Genomic DNA, 19450 nt, shown 5'->3' with positions numbered 1-19450 from the left:
CTGCCGGCCCCGGCGGAGCGCCGTCAGATATGCATGACGGACCCCCGCCGGGCCTAGGACAAACCCGGCGAATAATGATATGCGAGCGGCTCACCACGACCAAGACGAGACCGGGAAAGACGCTCATGACCGTGCATACTGGAAGGCATTTTCTGCAGATTCCGGGACCGACCAACGTGCCGGACCGGGTGCTGCGGGCCATGGATATGCCGACCATGGACCATCGCGGTCCCGAGTTTGCCGAGATCGGTTTTGCCGTGCTTTCTGCGATGCAGCGTGTGTTCCGGACCAAGCAGCCCGTGATCATCTACCCGTCGTCGGGGACCGGCGCCTGGGAGGCCGCGATCGTCAACACGCTGCAGCCCGGCGACAAGGTTCTGATGTGCGAGACCGGCCAGTTCGCCGTGCTGTGGCATGGCATTGCCGACAAGTTCAAGCTCGACGTCGATTTCATCGCGGGTGACTGGCGCCACGGCGCCGACCTCGAGCAGATCGAGGCCAGGCTGTCCGCCGACAAGTCGCACAAGATCAAGGCCGTCTGCGTCGTCCATAACGAGACCTCGACCGCCTGCGTCACCTATCCGCGCGACGTCCGCAAGATCCTCGACACGCTGAAGCATCCGGCGCTCTTGATGGTCGACACCATCTCCGGGCTCGGCTCGCTGGAATACGAGCATGATGCCTGGGGCATCGATGTCTCCATCGCCGGCTCCCAGAAGGGGCTGATGCTGCCGCCCGGCCTCGGTTTCAACGCCGTGTCGGAGAAGGCGCTCGCCGTGGCCAAGGCCAATCCGGGTATGCGCTCCTATTGGGATTGGCAGGAAGTCATCAACATCAACAAGGCCGGTACCTGGCCGTATACGCCGGCGACCAACCTCCTGTTCGGCCTGCGCGAGGCCGTGAAGATGCTGGAGGAAGAGGGGCTCGAGAACGTCTTCGCCCGCCACAAGCGCCACAGCGAGGCGACGCGCGCGGCGATCAAGGTCTGGGGCCTCGAGACGCAGTGCCAGGAGCAGGGTGCGCACTCGCCGGCGCTGACCGCGGTGCGGGTGCCTGACGGCCACGACGCCGACCACTTCCGCAAGGTTGTGCTGGAGAATTTCGACATGTCGCTCGGCACCGGCCTCAACAAGGTCAAGGGTAAGGTGTTCCGGATCGGCCACATCGGGCACTTCAACGATTTGATGTTGATGGGCACGCTGTCCGGCGTCGAGATGGGCCTTGATCTGGCCAAGGTGCCGCATCGCGGCGGCGGCGTGCTGGCGGCGATGGAAGTCCTGAAGGGACGCGAAGCTTCGCAGGCGTCCAAGGCAGTGGCCTAGAGAGCCGTCGCCTGAAATCGAATCGCAAACAACAGAAAGAGCGAGACATGAACGCGCCCGTCACTCCGACCGAAGACCTGATCTATTCCGTCGAGGACGGGATCGCGCGCATCACGTTCAACCGGCCGCAGGCGCGCAATGCGCTGACCTTTGCAATGTACGAGCAGATGGCGGCGATCTGCGAGAACATCAATCAGGATCACTCCATCAAGGCGCTGATCATGACCGGTGCCGGCGACAAGGCGTTCGCCTCGGGCACCGACATCTCGCAGTTCCGCGCGTTCAAGACGGCGCAGGATGCGCTCGACTATGAGGCGCGGATCGATCGCGTGCTGGGTACGCTCGAGCAGTGCCGGGTGCCTGTGATCGCGGCGATCGCCGGCGCGTGTACCGGCGGCGGCGCCGGCATCGCTGCCTGCTGCGATATCCGGATCGGTACCGAGGCGACGCGGATCGGCTTCCCGATCGCGCGCACGCTCGGCAACTGCCTCTCGATGTCCAACATCTCGCGGCTGGTGTCGCTGATCGGTCCGGCGCGGACCAAGGATCTGATCTTCAAGGCGCGCCTCGTCGAGGCACCCGAGGCGCTGGCGCTCGGGCTGTTGAACGAAGTCGTCCCCGATGTGGAAACGTTGCAGCGCCGCGCCACCGAGACGGCGAAGCTCGTCGCCGGCCATGCGCCGATCACGCTCGAAGTAACCAAGGAAGCGGTGCGCCGCATCCGCCGTACGCTGTCGCGCGAGGAGGGCGAGGACCTGATCCTGCGCGCTTATATGAGCGAGGATTTCCGCGAGGGCATGGACGCCTTCCTCAACAAGCGCGCGCCCAACTTCAAGGGCAAGTAACGGCTGCGCTCAATCACTGAGTTGCCCGACGGGTCAAGCCCCCGAAGCAGAAATATTTCGCTTTATCCGAAGACTAGCTCAGGGCTATAGAAATAGCCGTCTCACCCGACCGAGGGCGCTGCGCATCGTCACGGGTGTTGCGGTGAGATACGGTGGACGCCGAGTGTGCAACTGACGAGTTCGCATGCGGCGGACGGCGAAGTCGCGCAGACCTGACGCCCTAGCGGCAGGTGTCTTTTCACAAAACGCGAGTGCGTCTTGTGAAGACGGTGACAAAAAAGCCCAGTCTCACCGGGGCGAGCACGTATAAGCCGAAACCATCGCGCAGGGAAAGCCGGGTTGTATCCGGTTACACCTGTGGTCCTACCCCCGAACTTTCTATCCTATGCTCCCATGGGTGCGATCGGCACCCGGCTTTCCCGGCGCCCTCTTCAAAGTGAGAGGGCGAAACGAGAGCAAGACTCGGACGGTTCATGTCGCGAGGATGCGGAAGCATGACTCACAAGCGGGCCGGGCAGGCTTGCGTCCGATATTCTTTCTTCTGTTTGGTGTGAGAGGTCTTGAAGAGTTGGAGGCCCGCACCGCGCTATCCGCCGCGATCACCTCGTCCAACATCTCTGGATACAGTGTCGCTTGATAGCGCGACTGCCCGACGACGTGTCCCATCCGGCCCTCCGAATCAGCCTCTCCCTCCAAAATCCAGCATCACAGCGTGGTTTTTGCACGGCCTGTTTCGCCGGGACGACGATTGGAGAAATCGCGAGTTCAACTCCGTCCTGGGCACTTTGGCGCGTCCGGCGGCTCGCAAACGACACCCCGCCTCATTCCAAAGTCATAGGCCATGCGGCAGTTCGCGACTTGAACTCACCTTCATTCTCGGCACAATGACGCGAGCCCGCCACCTCGCAGGTTTTGCCAAGCCGAACAAAGAGATAGGGAAGAAACACGTGGGACAGTTTGTAAAAACCACGGCTGCAGTCGCGGCCCTGCTGCTGAGCACGCCAGCCTTTGCCGGCTGGGAGCCGAGCAAGCCGGTCGAAATCGTGGTCGCGGCCGGTGCCGGCGGCGCGTCAGACCAGATGGCGCGCATGATGCAGGCGGCGATCCAGAAGAACAATCTGATGAAGCAGCCGATGGTGGTGTCGCTGAAGGGCGGCGCGTCGGGTGCGGAAGCGCTGATGTACATGAAGTCCAGCGAGGGCGATCCCAACAAGGTGCTGATCGCCTATTCGCTGATCTACATGCTGCCGCTGTCGGCCAAGATTCCGTTCAACTGGCGCGACCTCACCCCGGTGTCGGTGATCGCGCTCGACCAGTTCGTGTTGTGGGACAACGCCTCCGGCCCGAAGACCGTGAAGGAGTTCATCGGGGCCGCGAAAGCGGCGAGTGCGCCGTTCAAGATGGGCGGCACGGGCTCCAAGCGCGAGGATCACGTGCTGACCGTGTTCATGGAGCAGAAGACCGGCGCAAAATTCTCCTATCTGCCGTACAAGTCCGGCGGCGAGGCCGCGACCCAGCTGGTCGGCGGCCACACCGAGTCCAACGTCAACAATCCGAGCGAGAACCTCGAAGTCTGGCGCGCCGGACAGGTTCGCGCGCTCTGCGTGTTCGACAAGGAGCGCATCTCCTACAAGACCAAGGTCACCGACACGCAATCCTGGAACGACATCCCGACCTGCAAGGAGGAGGGGCTCGACGTACAGTATCTGATGTTGCGCGCGATGTTCCTGCCGGGCAAGGTCACGCAGGAGCAGCAGGCGTTCTATGTCGACCTGTTCCAGAAGGTGACGCAGACGCCGGAATACAAGGACTACATGGAGAAGCAGGCGCTGAAGCCGATCTTCCTCACCGGCAAGGACATGGTCGAGTTCCTCGAGGATGACGACAAGCAGAATGCCTCGCTGATGAACGCGGCAGGGTTCGTCGCAAAATAGCGGTCGCGGTCCGGAATTGCCTTGCAAGCGGCGGCGGCGCAGTGATTACTGCGCCGCAGTATGGCCGAACGTCCGGCGAGCCCGATCGGGCTGGGTCACCCCTCCGGCGCCGTTGCGGGACCGTGAGGAGCGATCATGACCAAGGCCGTGTTGGGGATCATCGGTGGATCCGGCATCTACGATCTGCCGGGCCTGGAAAACGTTCGCGATGAGGCGATCACAAGCCCCTGGGGCGAGCCGTCCGCGCCGCTCCGCCGCGGCGAGATGGCGGGACTCCCGATCGTGTTCCTGCCGCGCCACGGCCATGGGCACGCGCTGTCGCCCTCCGACATCAACTATCGCGCCAATATCGATGTGCTGAAGCGGGCGGGGGTCACCGACCTCGTCGCGCTGTCCGCGTGCGGCTCGTTCAAGGAAGAGCTGCCGCCGGGCACTTTTGTATTGGTCGACCAGTTCGTCGATCGCACCCACAAGCGCGAGAGCTCGTTCTTCGGCAGGGGCTGCGTCGCGCATGTCTCGATGGCGCATCCGGTGTCGCCGTTGCTGGCGAGGCATCTCGCCGCCGCGGCCGAGGCCGAAGACATCGCCTTCGCCCGCGGCGGCACCTATCTCTGCATGGAGGGGCCGCAATTCTCCTCGCTCGCCGAAAGCCTGACCTACAAGGCGCAGGGCTATTCGGTGATCGGCATGACCAACATGCCGGAAGCCAAGCTCGCCCGCGAGGCCGAGATCTGCTACGCCAGCGTGGCGATGGTCACCGATTTCGATTGCTGGCATCCGGCGCATGATGCCGTGACGGTGCAGGATATCATCCGCGTGCTGAATTCGAATGCCGAGAAGGCAAAGGCGCTGGTCGCGCGGCTGGCGCGGGATTTCCCGCGCGCGCACGAGCCGTGTCCGGTCGGTTCGGATCGGGCGCTGGACACCGCGCTGATCACGGCGCCCGCGGCCCGCGATCCGCAGCTGCTGGCCAAGCTCGATGCCGTCGCCGGACGGGTGCTACGGTCGTGAAGAAGTCCTCTAGCGAGCGCGCGACGCGAAGGGCGTGGGCATGAAAGTCGATGGACGACATTTTCGCAGCATCTGGCTCGAGCCCGACGGCTGGTCTGTCGGCGCGATCGATCAGCGCCGGCTGCCGCATGAATTCATCGTCGCCAAACTCACCACCGCGGACGAGGCCGGCGAGGCGATCCGCTCGATGCTGGTCCGGGGCGCGCCGCTGATCGGCGCGACCGCCGCCTATGGCATAGCGCTTGCGATGCGCGCCGATGCCTCCGACGCGGCGCTCGAGCGCGCCGGCAAGATGTTGCTTGCGACCCGGCCGACCGCGGTCAATCTGAAATGGGCTGTTGACGAGATGCAGCGCGCGCTGGCGCCGCTCGCGGCTTCGGCCCGCGCCGAGGCGGCCTATGCCCGCGCGCGCGAGATCGCCGACGAGGATGTCGAGATCAACCGCGAGATCGGCCGTCACGGGCTCGGCCTGATCGAGACGATCGCCGCGACCAAGAAGCCGGGCGAGGTGGTGAACGTCCTGACGCATTGCAACGCCGGCTGGCTTGCAACCGTGGATTGGGGAACGGCGACTTCGCCGATCTACCAGGCGCACGATCGCGGCATTCCGGTCCACGTCTGGGTCGACGAGACGCGTCCGCGCAATCAGGGCGCCTCACTCACCGCCTGGGAACTCGGTCACCACGGCGTGCCGCACACCGTGATCCCCGACAACACCGGCGGCCATCTGATGCAGCATCGCATGGTCGATCTCGCGATCGTCGGGACCGATCGCGTCGCCGCCAATGGCGACGTCTGCAACAAGATCGGGACCTATCTGAAAGCGCTCGCGGCCCACGACAACAGCGTGCCGTTCTATGTTGCGCTGCCGTCGCCGACCATCGACTTTAGTATCGATGACGGCGTCAGGCAGATTCCGATCGAGCAGCGCGCGGCCGCCGAGGTGACGCACCTCACGGGACGCACGGCGGATGGCCGGATCGAGACCGTGCGCGTGGTTCCGGACGGCTCGTCGGTCGCTAATTTCGGCTTTGATGTGACGCCGGCGCGGCTGGTGACCGGATTGATCACCGAGCGCGGCGTTCTCAAGCCGGAGCGTGTTGCACTTGCGAGCGCCTTTCCCGAACGTTCCACTGTTTAGCTGAAGGCTGCATTGACGGTGGTTGCATCAGCACGCTATCCCAATCGTTGCCCTCGCAACCCAGACCGTCTCATCCATGTCCAACACCGAACTTGAGATCGTCGTCGACGATCCGACCGCACCTGAAGATAACTCGCCGGCGGTCGTCAGCACCGGCGTCGTCGACGTCGTCGTGTCGCTGCTGTTGCTTGCGCTCGCCCTGGTGCTCGGCTGGGACAATTGGCGCACCGGCGCGTCGTGGGACTCGACCGGTCCGCAGCCGGGCTATTTTCCGTTCTACCTCTCGGTGATCCTCGGCGGTGCCAGCCTCTATGGTCTCGGCGCGGCCTTTCTTTCGCGCCGGGAAGCGGCCGAGACCTTTGTCACCCGGGCGCAGCTTCGCCGGGTGATGGCGGTGTTCGTGCCGACATTGCTGTTCTGCCTCGCCACCCAATATCTCGGTCTCTACGTCGCGAGCTTTCTCTTGATCGCAGGCTTCATGCGCCTCGTCGGCAAGATCGCGCTGTGGAAGTCGCTGCTCACCGCCTTCGTCTTCACCGCCGCGATGTTCATAACGTTCGATGTCGCGTTCGACGTCATCATGCCAAAGGGGCCGCTTGAGTCGGCTCTCGGCCGCTAGTCAACCGACAGGATTTCGAAACATGGAAGCCTTCGGTCTCCTGCTGCACGGCTTTGCCGTCCTGCTGACGTGGAAGACGCTGCTGTTGATGATGGTCGGCCTGGTGCTCGGCATCTTCGTCGGCGTGCTGCCCGGGCTCGGCGGCCCCAACGGCGTCGCGATCCTGCTGCCGCTGACCTTCACCATGGATCCGACCTCCGCGATCGTGATGCTGTCGTGCATCTACTGGGGCGCGCTGTTCGGCGGCGCCATCACCTCGATCCTGTTCAACATCCCGGGCGAGGCCTGGTCGGTCGCGACCACCTTCGACGGCTATCCGATGGCGCAGCAGGGCAGGGCGGCCGAAGCGCTCACCGCGGCGTTCACCTCGTCCTTCGTCGGTTCGCTGGTCGCGGTGCTGCTGATCACCTTCCTGGCGCCGATGATCTCGTCATTTGCGCTGAGGTTCGGCCCGCCGGAATTCTTCGCCGTCTATCTCCTGACCTTCTGTTCCTTCGTCGGCCTCGGCCGCGAGGCCAAGCACAAGACGGTGATCTCGATGTCGCTCGGGCTGCTGCTCGCCGGTGTCGGCATGGATACGGTGTCCGGGCAGCTGCGCATGACGTTCGGGTCCGCGGAGCTCTTGCGCGGCATCAACTTCCTCGTCGCTGTCATCGGTCTGTTCGGCATCAGCGAGATTCTGCTCACGATGGAGGAGCGCCTCGCGTTGCGCGGACACGCCGCCGGCATCAGCCTGCGCGTCGTGCTCTCGGTGTGGAAGGACCTGCCGAAATACTGGGTGACGCTGCTGCGCTCGTCGGTGATCGGCTGCTGGCTCGGCATCACGCCGGGCGGCGCGATCGCGGCCTCCTTCATGGGCTACAACCTCGCCAAGCGCTTCGCCAAGGATCAGGAGAGCTTTGGCAAGGGCCGGATCGAGGGCGTGTTCGCGCCGGAGACCGCCGCGCATGCCTCGGGCACCTCGGCGCTGCTGCCGATGCTGGCGCTCGGCATTCCCGGCTCGGGGACCGCTGCGATCCTGCTCGGCGGCCTGATGGTATGGGGCCTCAACCCGGGGCCGCTGCTGTTCGTGGAGCACAAGGATTTCGTCTGGGGCCTGATCGCCTCAATGTATCTCGGCAATGTCGTCGGCCTGGCGCTGGTGCTGACCACGGTGCCGATCTTCGCCTCGATCCTGCGCGTGCCGTTCGCGGCGGTAGCGCCGATGATCGTGGTGTCCTGCGCGATCGGCGCCTATGCGATCCAGAATGCGATGTTCGATATCTGGCTGATGCTGGGCTTCGGCGTCGTCGGCTACGTCTTCAAGAAGATCGGGATTCCGCTCGCGCCGTTCACCCTGGCATTGGTGCTCGGCAACCGCGCCGAGGATGCGTTCCGCCTCTCGATGATCGGCTCCGGAGGCGACTTGAAGGTGTTCTGGTCGAACGGCCTGGTCGGCACCATCACGACGCTGGCGATCGTGCTGCTGTTCTGGCCGGTGATCGACAAGGCGTTCGTCGGGCTCGGACGAATGCTGCGGCCTGCACGGGCGTAGTGGCGGTCCGGGATCTGGCGACCTCGAACCGCTAGGGCGTTGGTGGTTTGATACCGTCAGACCACCTTGCGCTGACGGAGCTCGGCGATCTCATCCTTGCCGAAGCCGAATTCGGCCAGCAGCTCTTCGGTCTGCTCGCCGAACTCCGGCGGCCGGGCGGCCATCCTGCTCGGCGTCCGCGACAGCGTCACCGGCTGGCTGACTAGCTGGATCTGCCGGTTCTCGTCATTGGGCACGTGCTGGGCCATGCCGAGATGCTTGACCTGGGCATCCTCGAACATCTGGTCAATCGAGTAGATCGGCCCGCACGGCACGCCGGCGGCGTTCAGCTCCTGCACCCAGGTCTCGGTCGATTTCTTCTCGGTCAGCGCGCCGATCCTCGCGTTCAGCGCGTCGCGGTTCTTCGAGCGCGCCGGGGCGGTCGCGTAGTCGGGGTCGGTGATCAGCTCGGGCGCGCCGATCGCCTGTGCGCAACGCTCCCAGATCCGCCCTCCCGTCGTGGCGATGTTGATGTAACCGTCGGAGGTCTTGAACACGCCGGTCGGGATCGAGGTCGGATGGTTGTTGCCGGCCTGCTTGGCCACTTCCTTTTCCATCAGCCAGCGTGCCGCCTGGAAATCAAGCATGAAGATCTGGGCCTGCAGCAGCGAGGTCTGCACCCACTGGCCTTCGCCGGATACGTCGCGTTCCAGCAGCGCGGTGAGGATGCCGATCGCACAGAACAGGCCCGCGGTGAGGTCGGCGACGGGAATGCCGACCCGCATCGGTCCGCCGCCGGGCGCGCCGGTCACCGACATCAGCCCGCCCATGCCCTGGGCGATCTGATCGAAGCCCGGGCGCTTGTGATAGGGGCCGTCCTGGCCGAACCCGGAGATGCTGCCATAGACGATCCGCGGGTTGATCTTGCGGATGCTCTCGTAATCGATGCCGAGCTTGGCCTTGACGTCCGGCCGGAAGTTTTCGACCACGACATCAGCCTGTTCGGCCAGCCGCTTGAACACCTCGAGCCCCTTGGGGTCCTTGAGGTTCAGCGTCATAGCGCGCTTGTTGCGGTGCAGGTTCTGGAAATCGGACCCGCCGCGCGGGCCACCCGGCTGCTCGCCACCGCCGTCCTCCAGAAGCGCATCGATCTTGACGACATTGGCACCCCAATCGGCGAGCTGACGTACACAGGTCGGCCCAGACCGGACCCGGGTCAAATCCAGCACGGTGAATCGGGAAAGAGCTTGGGATGCGCGGGGAAAGGGCATTTAGACACCTCTTGTTGGGCGGGCCGCCCGGGGGCTTCAGCCCATCTGCCATAGACAATTTGGCAGGCCTTTCCAACTGTTACCCGGATCACAAACAGGACTGGAAACAGCCAGCGATGGTTCCGTGGAGATCGGCTCCTGCCTTGTCCTTGCCCTGCGATGCCTTGCCGTCCGCCAACCCTCGACAATCACTGCGCCGGCTGCTAGCCCGTCGCCAGGCCGAATGGGTTTTGCCCTTACGGAAGAGGCACTTGGGGCGTATCGGAGCGATGGACCGAAAGTGGGCATGGCGGTGAAAAAGGGTCCATCCCATCTGCTCGGTAACTCGGCATGGAACGCGACTGCCTTCGCGGTCGCGGTGCTGCTCAACCTCGCGATCCTGCCGTTCGTGATTTTCCGGCTTGGTCTCGCCGCGTTCGGTGTTGCGGGTCTGGTGACGGCCTGTGTCGCGCCGGCGCTGATGTTCAGCAATGCGCTTGGTCTCTCGACGGCGCGCGAGCTCGCGCAAAGGCTGGAGCCGTCCGATCGCGACCTGGCACGGCGATTTTTCGCGACCGCTCTCGCGCTCGCCATCGTCCTTGGCGGCCTGATCGCGGCGTTGCTTGCCTTTGCAGGAGCGCCACTCGCACGACTGGGATTTCACCTGGGCGGCCCGGCCGCCGACGACCTCGGGCTCGCCTTCGCATTGGCCGGCGCCGGTTGGCTGCTCCAGTGCTTGTTCGCCGTCTTCCTCTCGCTGTTCACGGCGCGCCAGGACTATCGGCGGATCGCGTCGATCAGCATCACGGGCACGGTGGTGACGACGATCTCGATGCTGCTGCTGATTCCGTACGCGCCGCGGGCCTCGACGTTCCTCGGCTGTCAGGCCTTGGGCTTTGCGACAAATCTCGTGATGGCGTTCGCCTGGTCGCGCCACGCCATCAGCGACTGGCTGGCGCGGCCGGCGCTCGATCGCGGCGCGCTGCGTGCGCTGGTCAAGCTTGGCGGTTGGCAGTTCGCGGCGCAAAGCGGTGCGCTGTTCGCGGGGCAGGCGGACCGCTATCTGCTCGGCGCGCTGCTGCAGCCGCAATTCGTCGGCTTCTACAGCGTCGCGCAGCGGCTGGAGGAGGCGGTCTACATCGGCGTGTTGAAGATCGGCGAGATCTTGTTCCCGTTCTTCAGCACCCTGCAGAGGGAGGATGACGATCGCAAGGTCGACCTCCTCCTTCGCTCGTCCTGGATTCTCAATGTGCTTGCCGCGAGCGCGCTGGGCGGCCTGATCCCGGTCGCAGGCGCATTGCTGCACCGATGGACTGGCGCCGAGGTCGCCGCCGAGGCCCAGCTGGTGCTGGTGGTGCTCGCGATCAGCGGAATATTGGGGTCCAGCGCCAATGTGTTTGCGTTCTATCTGCTGTCGCAGGGCCGCTCCAGTTCCAACGCGCTGATCTCGCTCGTTACGGGCATCTTCACGCTGGCGACCAGCGCCGTCGCGTTGCCGTATTTCGGCTGGCAGGCGGCCGGTTGGAGTTCCTGCGTCGGGATGGTCGCCCAGATGGTGATCACCGTGCTGTTGCTGCGGCGAACCTTCCGCCTTTCAGATATGTGGTCACGGATGTTGCATTTCGTATTGATCCCGCTCGGCACGGGAGTAGCCATCGCGCTGGCGCTGCGTTCGCAGTTCGGCCACGCGTCATTCGACCACGCGCCGTCATGGTGGTATGTGGTGTCGCTCTACGGCGTGTCGGCTGCGGCGATCTTTGTCGCCGCCGTCGCGATGTCGCAGCTCGGTCCCTATCGCGCCGTTTGCTGGCGTGATCTCCACGTCATCAGCAGTCGCTTCCTGCCCTTCAAGGCTATCTAGACATGTGCGGCATCGCAGGCATCGTCAATCTGCGCGGCGCTCCCGTGGAGCCGGCCGACATCTCGCGGCTCACCAATTTGATCGCGCATCGCGGTCCGTTCGGCGAGGGCACCTGGTTCAATGCCAAGCGAAACGTCGCCTTCGGCCATCGCCGGCTCGCCATCATCGATCCCGGCGAGGGCGGCTATCAGCCGATGGTGTCAGGCGATGGCCGCCATGTGATCGTCTACAATGGCGAGATCTACAACTTCCTCGAATTGCGCCGCGAGCTCGAGGCCAAGGGCGCGGTTTTCCGCAGCCAGTCCGATACCGAAGTGATCCTCGCCGCCTGGCAGGCATGGGGCGAGGACATGCTGCTGCGCTTCAACGGCATGTGGGCGCTGGCGATCTACGACACCGTTACCGGTGATCTGTTTTTGGCTCGCGATCGCTTCGGCATCAAGCCGATGCTGTATGCGTTGTCATCCGAGCGGTTCGTGTTCGCGTCCGAACAGCGGGCGCTGGCGCGGAGCGGGCTGGTTGAGACGTCGCTCGATATCGACGTGGCGCGGCGGCTGTTGCTTGACCCGTTCGGGATCGAAGGCAGCGAGCGAACCCTGTTCGCGCAATTGCGCCGCCTGCAGGGCGGCCACTGCATGTGGTTGCGCCAGGGGCGTATGCAGGTGCGCCGCTGGTGGCGGACCGTGGATCACCTGCCGGCGATTCCGGATACCGAGGCCGAACGCGTCGAGCGCTTTCGCGAACTGTTTCAGGATTCCGTCGCGCTGCGGATGCGCAGCGATGTTCCGATCGGGACCTGTCTGTCCGGCGGCTTCGATTCGTCCGCGGTGATCTGCGCCATGGCGACCCATGAGAAGGCCGGCATGGGACCGCGGGACTCGACGGCCTGGCGACACGCCTTCGTCGCGACGTTTCCCGGCGCCAGCAATGACGAACGGCCGATGGCTGAGGAAGCGGCCGCGTGGGCCGACGTAGCACCGAGCTTTCTCGAGATCGGGCGCTCCGACGCGCTCACCGACCTTGACCGGATTCTCGACGACAATGACGACGTCTATATCGGGCTGCCGAGCGCGCCGTGGCTGATCTATCGCGAGCTCCGGCGCCAGAACGTCACCGTGTCGCTCGACGGCCACGGCGCGGACGAATTGATGGGCGCCTACCTGCAGGAAGGGCAGTCGGCCGCATTCCGGATCCGGAACGCAGCAGCCGCGCTCACCTCACGATCGCAGCTGGCGCAGCGCGGCATCGACTTCCTGCGGGCGCAGATGATCAGACGCGAGGGGCACTACTTCCTGCGTGGAGGCGCTGCGGCCGCTCCTGCGCCGCTGCCGCTGGTCGCCGAGGATGACGAATTGCCTGATACATGGGGCGCGTTGAACCGGCGCCTCTACCGCATGTTCCATTCGACCACGCTGCCTACCATTCTGCGCAATTTTGACCGGCTCTCGATGGCGCATGGGATCGAGGTCCGCATGCCGTTCATGGACTGGCGGCTGGTCACCTACACGATGGCGTTGCCCGAAACGAGCAAGTCGGCTGATGGCCTGACCAAGGTGGTGGCGCGGCAGGCGATGGCGAACCTGATGCCCGAAAGCATCCGCACCGCGCGCCGCAAGGTAGGCTTCAACTCGCCGATGCCGGAATGGCTGAACGGGCCATTGGCGGGCTGGACGGCAGAGCTGCTCGAGCGGAATGTTCCGGCATTCGCCGAGTTCGTCGACGAAGCACCCCTTCGAAACGCGGTCGGCCGCTTGACGACGTCGCAGAGCTGGGATTGGAAGAGTGTCGGCCGGATCTGGCCCTATTTGAACATGAAATGGATGTTGGCAAGGTCCGCGTAACCAATGCGTCTGTTCCAGAATAGTGGTCTCTATCCGTCCTATTTGCCGAGGCTGAACCAGCTCGCGGCAAAGGCGTCAGGTTTCGACGCGCGCCGCGACGTGTTCCTGCATGATCGATTTGGTGCCGCGCATTTTCTCAAGCCCGTGCTCGACGGCGCAGCTGAAGCCTTCTTCACGAATGGCGACGACGAGGTGCTGCAGCGCCAGTGGGCACGTGAGCAGGGCATGAAGGAATCGCCCGCGCTCGAGGCCATTCTGCTCGCGCAGATCGAGCATCACAGGGCCGAGGTGTTCTACAATCTCGATCCGGTGCGCTATCCGAGCGCGTTCGTCGCCAAGCTTCCCGGCTGCGTGAAGAAGACGCTGTGCTGGCGTGCCGCGCCCTCCGGAAATGCCGATCTCACAGCCTATGGCGCGGTGCTTGGAAACTTCCCCTCGATCCTTGAGGCGTGGCGCAGCAAGGGGTGCCGGGCGGAGCTCTTCTTTCCCGCGATCGACCCCGTCATGGAGCAGTACGGTCACGGCGAACGGCCGATCGATGTGGCCTTTGTCGGTGGATATTCGCGGCATCATAGTGCGCGGGGCAGGACGCTCGAACAGGTCGCCGCCCTGGCGGTTGATCGCAAGATCGTGTTCTGCCTCGATGCGTCGCGGCTGACGCGCCTTGCCGAAAGCGCGGTCGGTCGATTGCTGCCGCTGCGCAAGCACCGGCGGCCCGACGTCATCGCGCGAATCGCGAGGTTGCCGCTGTTCGGCAGGGACCTCTACGAGCTGTTCGGATCGGCGAAGGTCGTGCTCAACGGCGCAATCGACATGGCTGGCAACGACCGCGGCAATATGCGCTGCTTCGAGGCGATGGGTTGCGGGGCGCTACTCGTGTCGGATGCCGGCAACTATCCGGAGGCGATGCAGGACGGCGTCACGATGCGCACCTACGACGCTCCCGAGCGGGCCGCCGAGGCGATCTCACGCAGCCTGCAGGATTGGCCTCAATGGGCCGGGATCGCCGCCTCCGGCAGGAGCCGTGTGCAGGAGACCTACAGCAAGGCTTCGCAGTGGGCACAGTTTATCGATCTCGTCGCGCGGATTGAGCCGTGATAGAGCGTTTTCGAGCGAGGCGGGTACCGGTTCGCGTGAAGAAAACGCGTCAAAGCAAAATCGAGAGCCTCCGTTCCGACGCAATCGGAACGGAGGTGACCCTGGCCAGGCTGAATCGTTTCCCGCTGCGTCCGTGACCGGCGCATCCGGTCACACGTTCCGGGCAAAGCGCGCAGCGCCGGGGATCGGCGTGAGCCATGCGGCGGCGCGATCGGTATAGATCTCGGCTTGCGGCTGCAATCCCTCCATGCTGTCGAGCGTGCCGGCTTTCACCACGACCTTGCCGGGCATCAATGCGGTTTTCGCAAGCAAAGGGGACCCGCAGCGCCCGCAGAAATGACGATGGACCGGATGGCCGCTGTCGCCCTTGTCGACGAACACCACCGTCTCGCCCGACTGCTGGTAGTCGGCTTCGCGGATCACAAGGTTGAACGAAAACAAGCTGCCGCTTTGTCGCTGGCAATGTGTGCAATGACATATCGCGATGCTTCGCGGTTCGCTCCTGAGCGTGTAACGCACCGCGCCGCACAGACAGCCGCCGCTCCGTTCCTGCATGCTGGTTTCTCCCATACGATGACGCCGTCGCCGGGAACAAGGGACGCCGCCTCAGGCGTCGCCAATCACGGCATCGATGAATGTGGTGGCCGATTCCCTCAACTGCTTGCGGCTGTATCCGGCGCGCTCCATCACGGCGAGCCCGCGCGTGAACGTCACGATGACGCGCGCCAGCCGGTTTGCATCGGCCGTGCTGCGCCTGTTCGGCGCCGCGCTGATGGCCTTGCCGACCAACTGCTCGAGCCTGGTGAGCACGTCCTGCACGCGCTGACGCACATCCGTGCTCGAAATGGCCGCGTCGAGCGCGGTGCGCGTGGTCAGGCAGCCCCGTTGCGGCGTGCCGTCCGTCATGTTGACGATGATCATCTCAAAGAAGCCCCTCAGCCTCGCCGAAGTGTCGCCCTGCGCCAGCGCGCTGCCGGCCGCGTCCAGGAATTGCGCGGCATACTGGTCGAAGGCGCGCAGGAAGATCGCTTCCTTGTCGCCATAGGCGTTGTAGAGGCTGCCGCGCTGGACGCCGGTCGCGGCCGCGAGGTCCTGCATGGTCGCATCGTGCAGACCCTTGCGCCAGAACACGTCGAGCGCGGTTGCGATCACTTCGTCCTCGTCGAACTGACGCACGCCCACCATTCGATCTACTCCATCGGGTCATTCTTGACACAATCGTCAATATTGACAATGATGTCAAGAATGAACCCGAGGAGATCCGAATGATTACCGCCGTCACGACGTTCAAGCTGCCGAAGCCGATCACGCGCGAAGAAGCCCGCAGCATCTTCCTGAGCACCGCGCCGGTCTATCGCGGCATTCAGGGGCTGTTACGAAAGACCTATGTGCTGTCCGAGGACGGGCTGACGGCCGGCGGTATCTATTTCTGGAGCTCGAGGGTGGAGGCGGAAGCGCTGTACACCGATGCGTGGCGCGCCCGCGCCCGGGAGAAATATGACGCCGATCCGATCGTGACCTATTTCGAGAGTCCCGTGGTTGTCGACAACCTTACCCAGCAGGTTGTCGCCGACGATTAGCAACGATGCAGTGGTGGCGGATGCGCATTACAGCGCATTGAGCGCCTTGCGCGATGGAGCGAGCGGCAGCCATTCCGGAATCTGCCGCCTGGCGAGCCAGTACGGCCGCCAGATCGCGCGCCAGGTCGGCCGGTCGAGAGGCGCGGTGCCCCACCTGCGTTGCTCGATCTCCATCCGCAACAGGTCGTGGCCATGCAGCCATCGGCGCGCTGCCCACCAGACTTCACGCGGCATCTCGGCATTCCGAATACCGGTGAGCTCGGCGATACCAGGCAACGGACCTTCAAAACGCGCCGCAACTCTCAGGGTAGCGACCCGTTGCCCGCTCCGCCTGACGCTCCACAGCCGCGAGCGATTGTGGGCGAGGTTGGGACCGTAGGTGCGCAGGCAATTCTGCATCGCTTCCGCCTCCTCCGAGATATCAGTGGTCGAGTTCAGCGGGATGAAGTCGTAGCCGTCAACGCGGCCCGGCTGCAGCCACATATCCGCGATCTTCTCCGAGCCGAGGCTGACATGCAGCGCGATCATCGTGCTCCACGCATCGACGGCCGCGAGCGCCGAGCCGATCTGCATGCTCGCCGTCCACCTCCGGTCGATCAGCGTATGTCCCAGCGTCGCCGGCTGCGTGGAGAACCACGCCCACAGGCTGACGAGCCGTAATCGCGCGGGATCGGTGCGCGGCGGCGCCCGGACCAGCTCGCGCGCGATCCAGACCGCCGCCGGTCCGTGTGCGAGCTCGGCAACGGCCATGACGGATTTCAGCCAGATCGGCGCGAGCTTCGGTGACGGCGGCAGGTGGTTCGCGATCTGCCGGCGAAACAGCTCGTCATCGGGCAGTCCCGTGATCGGAGCGGTGAACGCTTCCGGCGGCAACCTTCGCAGCCACAGCGGAATGCCTGCCGCGGCCGTAGCGTCCGAGAGCGAGCGGCCGTCGATGACGCACGCGCGTGCGCGTGCCGAAGCGATCCCGGCTCGCGGGACCGCCAGCGCGAACAGCAGCGCAGGAAAACTCGCGGCAAGGTCCGCAAGACGCGTATGCCGCATGGCCAACGCGCGGACCTTTCCCTGAACGTGCGGATGATACCTCCGCAGCTGACGTTCGAGCAGCACGGAGCGTGTGGCCTCCCGACGAGAGACCACCAGAAGCGTCGAGGTCATGACAAAAGTTCCGCAAGCGCGGAGCCGCAGGCCCGCAGCAGAGTGGATTGCGTGTGGGTGTTGCGATTTCATCCGGGATCCAATCCCGGGACGCGCGTCAAATATCGCGCGGCGCACCCGGGAAGCGCACAGACCTGAACATCGTCGCCTCCTGCGTTGAAGTTGCGAAGCGCTCCCATAGCCTATTTCCCGCCGCTAGGCAACGTGAAGCTGTGCATTGCATTTTGGCGATATGGTGCGTGCGCGATGAGCGGCCTCACCGCGGCATCGATCGCTGAGCTCTCTTCACGATCCCGGTCGACGACGCTAGTCTGATGAGGGGCTAACAAGAAAACGTAGGTGGGAGGCGATGATGACCCAACAACAATCCTCCGATCCAGGCTCCCCGGCACTGCCACGCCGCAGGCTCGGCCGCACTGGGCTCGATGTCTCCATTGCCGGCTTCGGCACCGCGCCGCTCGGCGACCTGTTCGCACGGCTCGACGACACTGCTGCGATCGCAGCAGTGGAGCGGGCGTTTGCGCTGGGCGTCAACCTGCTGGATTCCTCGCCGCTCTACGGCCATGGCCTCGCCGAACACCGCAGCGGCACCGCGCTGCGCCGCGTGGCGCGCGACGACGTCCTCGTCTGCACCAAGGTCGGGCGCTGGATGGACCCGTTCCATGGCCGCGGCGACGGCTCGAATTTCGCCGGCGGCGCGCCGCATCGCGCGGTGTTCGACTATTCCTATGACGGCACCATGCGCTCGGTGGAGCAGTCGCTGCTGCGGCTCGGCACCGATCGCATCGACCTGCTCCTGATCCACGACGTCGACGTCTGGACCCACGGAGCTGACGCGATCGAGGCGCGGTTTCGCGAGGCGATGGAGGGCGCCTATGTCGCGCTCGACAAGTTACGTTCCGAACGCGTGGTCAGGGGCATCGGGATCGGCGTCAACGAGGCCGAGATGTGCGTGCGCTTCGCCAAGGCCGGAACGTTCGACACCATGCTGCTTGCCGGCCGCTACTCGCTGCTCGAGCAACCCGCGCTAGCCGAATTCCTTCCGTTGGCACAAGCCCGGGGCATCGGCACGATGCTCGGTGGCGTCTTCAACTCCGGCATCCTGGCGACCGGTGCGGTTGCCGGCGCCAAGTACAATTACAAGGACGCGCCGCCCGACGTGATGCGGAAGGTGGCGGCGATCGAGCGCGTCTGCCGCGCCCACAACGTGGCGCTGCCGACCGCCGCGCTGCATTTCGCGCTCGGCCATCCGGCGGTGGCAAGCCTCGTGCTCGGCGCGCAGACGCCGCAGGAGGTCGAACGCAACGTCGCCGCGTTGTCGTCGCCCGTGCCTGCCGCGCTGTGGCGCGACCTGAAGGCAGAGGGGCTGCTCGACCAGCACGCGCCGGTGCCGGCATGATGCGGATCGACGCCCACCACCATGTCTGGACCCTGGCCCGCGCCGATTACGGTTGGTTGACGCCCGAACGCGGGCCGATCTACCGCGACTTCGGCCTGGCCGATCTGGCGCCGCATCTCGCCGCGGCCGGGATCGAAGGCACCATCCTGGTGCAGGCCGCACCGACGGAAGCGGAGACCGCATTTCTGCTTGACATCGCAAAAGGCGCCGAGCAGGTGCGCGGCGTGGTCGGCTGGATCGACTTCGATGCCGCCGCCGCCGCGGCGCGGATCGATGCGATCGCCGGGCGCGAACTCCTGGTCGGTCTGCGGCCGATGGTACAGGACATCGCCGATGACGACTGGCTGCTGCGACCGGAACTGGCGGCGCCGCTCGAGGCGATGGCGCGGCACGACCTTGTCTTCGATGCGCTGGTGCTGCCGCGCCATTTGCCGCGGCTCATCCAGGTGGTCGATCGCCATCCGGACCTGCAATTCGTGCTCGATCATTTCGGCAAGCCGCAGCTCGCAACCGGCGACATCGCGGCCTGGAAAGACGACATTGCAAGTCTCGCCACACGCGCCAACGTCGTCTGCAAGCTGTCGGGCCTTGCGACGGAGGCGGCGCCGAACTGGCAGGTCGCCGATTTGCGCGAGGCGGTGGATCACGCACTGGCATGTTTCGGACCGCAGCGGATGCTGTGGGGCAGCGACTGGCCCGTCGTCAATCTTGCCGGCGGCTATGGGCATTGGCTCGCGGCGGCGGAGACCTTGCTGGCTGATTTGTCAAGTGACGCGAGGGCTGCGATTTTCGGCGGCAATGCGGCGCGCATCTATTTGTCAAGCCGCGGACGGCCAACATCCCGGAAATAGATTGCAGGTCGCGCCCAATTTGATCCA

Annotated in this window: 17 protein-coding genes; 13 read left to right on the top strand and 4 right to left on the bottom strand. The window is 64.9% G+C overall.

Annotated features, from left to right (window positions below; all coding sequences use genetic code 11):
* Positions 1–125: 125 nt before the first annotated feature.
* The 7 genes from E2I15_RS12720 to E2I15_RS12690 all read left to right on the top strand — a co-directional run bounded on the left by E2I15_RS12720 (position 126) and on the right by E2I15_RS12690 (position 8406).
* A complete protein-coding gene (locus E2I15_RS12720; protein WP_137478574.1) occupies positions 126–1322 on the top strand; it encodes a pyridoxal-phosphate-dependent aminotransferase family protein in 1197 nt (398 codons plus the stop codon).
* 47 nt (positions 1323–1369) lie between these two features.
* Complete coding sequence (locus tag E2I15_RS12715) at positions 1370–2167, top strand: enoyl-CoA hydratase/isomerase family protein (RefSeq protein WP_137478573.1); 798 nt, start codon at positions 1370–1372, stop codon at positions 2165–2167.
* A 947-nt stretch (positions 2168–3114) separates the two neighbouring features.
* Positions 3115–4101, top strand: a complete 987-nt coding sequence (locus tag E2I15_RS12710; protein WP_137478572.1) for a Bug family tripartite tricarboxylate transporter substrate binding protein — start codon at positions 3115–3117, stop codon at positions 4099–4101.
* A gap of 135 nt (positions 4102–4236) precedes the next feature.
* The gene (locus E2I15_RS12705; RefSeq protein ID WP_137478571.1) at positions 4237–5112 is read left to right on the top strand and encodes an S-methyl-5'-thioadenosine phosphorylase; all 876 of its coding nucleotides are present in this window, start codon (positions 4237–4239) and stop codon (positions 5110–5112) included.
* 40 nt (positions 5113–5152) lie between these two features.
* Positions 5153–6253: an S-methyl-5-thioribose-1-phosphate isomerase gene (mtnA, locus tag E2I15_RS12700; RefSeq protein ID WP_137478570.1), complete on the top strand. Its 1101-nt coding sequence runs from the start codon at positions 5153–5155 to the stop codon at positions 6251–6253.
* A 76-nt stretch (positions 6254–6329) separates the two neighbouring features.
* Positions 6330–6872, top strand: coding sequence for a tripartite tricarboxylate transporter TctB family protein (locus tag E2I15_RS12695; protein ID WP_137478569.1), 543 nt, complete (start codon positions 6330–6332; stop codon positions 6870–6872).
* A gap of 22 nt (positions 6873–6894) precedes the next feature.
* Positions 6895–8406: a tripartite tricarboxylate transporter permease gene (locus E2I15_RS12690; RefSeq protein WP_137478568.1), complete on the top strand. Its 1512-nt coding sequence runs from the start codon at positions 6895–6897 to the stop codon at positions 8404–8406.
* Between the two features lie 56 nt (positions 8407–8462).
* On the opposite strand, the gene E2I15_RS12685 is transcribed toward E2I15_RS12690, so the two are convergent.
* Complete coding sequence (locus tag E2I15_RS12685; protein WP_038380817.1) at positions 8463–9656, bottom strand: CaiB/BaiF CoA transferase family protein; 1194 nt, start codon at positions 9654–9656, stop codon at positions 8463–8465.
* Positions 9657–9942: 286 nt separating this feature from the next.
* On the opposite strand from E2I15_RS12685, the gene E2I15_RS12680 reads away from it, so the two are divergent.
* From E2I15_RS12680 to E2I15_RS12670, 3 genes are read left to right on the top strand one after another with little or no spacing between them, the layout of a single operon-like run.
* Positions 9943–11496, top strand: coding sequence for a lipopolysaccharide biosynthesis protein (locus E2I15_RS12680; protein WP_137478567.1), 1554 nt, complete (start codon positions 9943–9945; stop codon positions 11494–11496).
* A gap of 2 nt (positions 11497–11498) precedes the next feature.
* Positions 11499–13337 carry an asparagine synthase (glutamine-hydrolyzing) gene (asnB, locus tag E2I15_RS12675; RefSeq protein ID WP_137478566.1) on the top strand — a complete coding sequence of 613 codons (1839 nt, stop codon included), beginning with the start codon at positions 11499–11501 and terminating at the stop codon, positions 13335–13337.
* Between the two features lie 3 nt (positions 13338–13340).
* A complete protein-coding gene (locus tag E2I15_RS12670; RefSeq protein ID WP_137478565.1) occupies positions 13341–14435 on the top strand; it encodes a glycosyltransferase family protein in 1095 nt (364 codons plus the stop codon).
* Between the two features lie 150 nt (positions 14436–14585).
* Here the strand turns inward: E2I15_RS12670 and E2I15_RS12665 are convergent, their stop codons facing one another.
* Entirely contained in the window at positions 14586–14990 is a 405-nt protein-coding gene (locus E2I15_RS12665) for a GFA family protein (RefSeq protein ID WP_137481562.1), read from the bottom strand.
* Positions 14991–15041: 51 nt separating this feature from the next.
* Positions 15042–15620 (bottom strand): TetR/AcrR family transcriptional regulator, encoded by a 579-nt coding sequence (locus E2I15_RS12660; RefSeq protein ID WP_137481560.1) that lies wholly within the window; start codon positions 15618–15620, stop codon positions 15042–15044.
* A gap of 80 nt (positions 15621–15700) precedes the next feature.
* Between E2I15_RS12660 and E2I15_RS12655 the strand changes: the two genes are divergently transcribed.
* The gene (locus tag E2I15_RS12655) at positions 15701–16015 is read left to right on the top strand and encodes a monooxygenase (RefSeq protein WP_137481558.1); all 315 of its coding nucleotides are present in this window, start codon (positions 15701–15703) and stop codon (positions 16013–16015) included.
* 27 nt (positions 16016–16042) lie between these two features.
* Here E2I15_RS12655 and E2I15_RS12650 read toward each other — a convergent pair whose 3' ends face one another.
* Positions 16043–17059, bottom strand: a complete 1017-nt coding sequence (locus E2I15_RS12650) for a hypothetical protein (protein WP_246668236.1) — start codon at positions 17057–17059, stop codon at positions 16043–16045.
* Positions 17060–17525: 466 nt separating this feature from the next.
* On the opposite strand from E2I15_RS12650, the gene E2I15_RS12645 reads away from it, so the two are divergent.
* Positions 17526–18572: an aldo/keto reductase gene (locus E2I15_RS12645; RefSeq protein WP_137481554.1), complete on the top strand. Its 1047-nt coding sequence runs from the start codon at positions 17526–17528 to the stop codon at positions 18570–18572.
* A complete protein-coding gene (locus tag E2I15_RS12640; protein WP_137481552.1) occupies positions 18569–19423 on the top strand; it encodes an amidohydrolase family protein in 855 nt (284 codons plus the stop codon). The genes E2I15_RS12645 and E2I15_RS12640 overlap by 4 nt, the downstream gene beginning before the upstream one ends.
* The last annotated feature ends 27 nt before the right edge of the window (positions 19424–19450 follow it).

The organism is Bradyrhizobium sp. BR2003 (assembly GCF_009720285.1).
Taxonomy (GTDB): domain Bacteria; phylum Pseudomonadota; class Alphaproteobacteria; order Rhizobiales; family Xanthobacteraceae; genus Bradyrhizobium; species Bradyrhizobium elkanii.
This window is presented reverse-complemented; position numbering and strand designations above follow the sequence as displayed.

Excerpts from the sequence above, each read along its gene's own strand:
- E2I15_RS12720 (WP_137478574.1), top strand. The coding sequence starts at position 126 with ATGACCGTGCATACTGGAAGGCATTTTCTGCAGATTCCGGGACCGACC.
- E2I15_RS12715 (WP_137478573.1), top strand. The coding sequence starts at position 1,370 with ATGAACGCGCCCGTCACTCCGACCGAAGACCTGATCTATTCCGTCGAG.
- E2I15_RS12705 (WP_137478571.1), top strand. The coding sequence starts at position 4,237 with ATGACCAAGGCCGTGTTGGGGATCATCGGTGGATCCGGCATCTACGAT.
- mtnA (WP_137478570.1), top strand. The coding sequence starts at position 5,153 with ATGAAAGTCGATGGACGACATTTTCGCAGCATCTGGCTCGAGCCCGAC.
- E2I15_RS12695 (WP_137478569.1), top strand. The coding sequence starts at position 6,330 with ATGTCCAACACCGAACTTGAGATCGTCGTCGACGATCCGACCGCACCT.
- E2I15_RS12690 (WP_137478568.1), top strand. The coding sequence starts at position 6,895 with ATGGAAGCCTTCGGTCTCCTGCTGCACGGCTTTGCCGTCCTGCTGACG.
- E2I15_RS12685 (WP_038380817.1), bottom strand. The coding sequence starts at position 9,656 with ATGCCCTTTCCCCGCGCATCCCAAGCTCTTTCCCGATTCACCGTGCTG.
- E2I15_RS12680 (WP_137478567.1), top strand. The coding sequence starts at position 9,943 with ATGGCGGTGAAAAAGGGTCCATCCCATCTGCTCGGTAACTCGGCATGG.
- asnB (WP_137478566.1), top strand. The coding sequence starts at position 11,499 with ATGTGCGGCATCGCAGGCATCGTCAATCTGCGCGGCGCTCCCGTGGAG.
- E2I15_RS12670 (WP_137478565.1), top strand. The coding sequence starts at position 13,341 with ATGCGTCTGTTCCAGAATAGTGGTCTCTATCCGTCCTATTTGCCGAGG.
- E2I15_RS12665 (WP_137481562.1), bottom strand. The coding sequence starts at position 14,990 with ATGCAGGAACGGAGCGGCGGCTGTCTGTGCGGCGCGGTGCGTTACACG.
- E2I15_RS12660 (WP_137481560.1), bottom strand. The coding sequence starts at position 15,620 with ATGGTGGGCGTGCGTCAGTTCGACGAGGACGAAGTGATCGCAACCGCG.
- E2I15_RS12655 (WP_137481558.1), top strand. The coding sequence starts at position 15,701 with ATGATTACCGCCGTCACGACGTTCAAGCTGCCGAAGCCGATCACGCGC.
- E2I15_RS12650 (WP_246668236.1), bottom strand. The coding sequence starts at position 17,059 with ATGCGGCATACGCGTCTTGCGGACCTTGCCGCGAGTTTTCCTGCGCTG.
- E2I15_RS12645 (WP_137481554.1), top strand. The coding sequence starts at position 17,526 with ATGACCCAACAACAATCCTCCGATCCAGGCTCCCCGGCACTGCCACGC.
- E2I15_RS12640 (WP_137481552.1), top strand. The coding sequence starts at position 18,569 with ATGATGCGGATCGACGCCCACCACCATGTCTGGACCCTGGCCCGCGCC.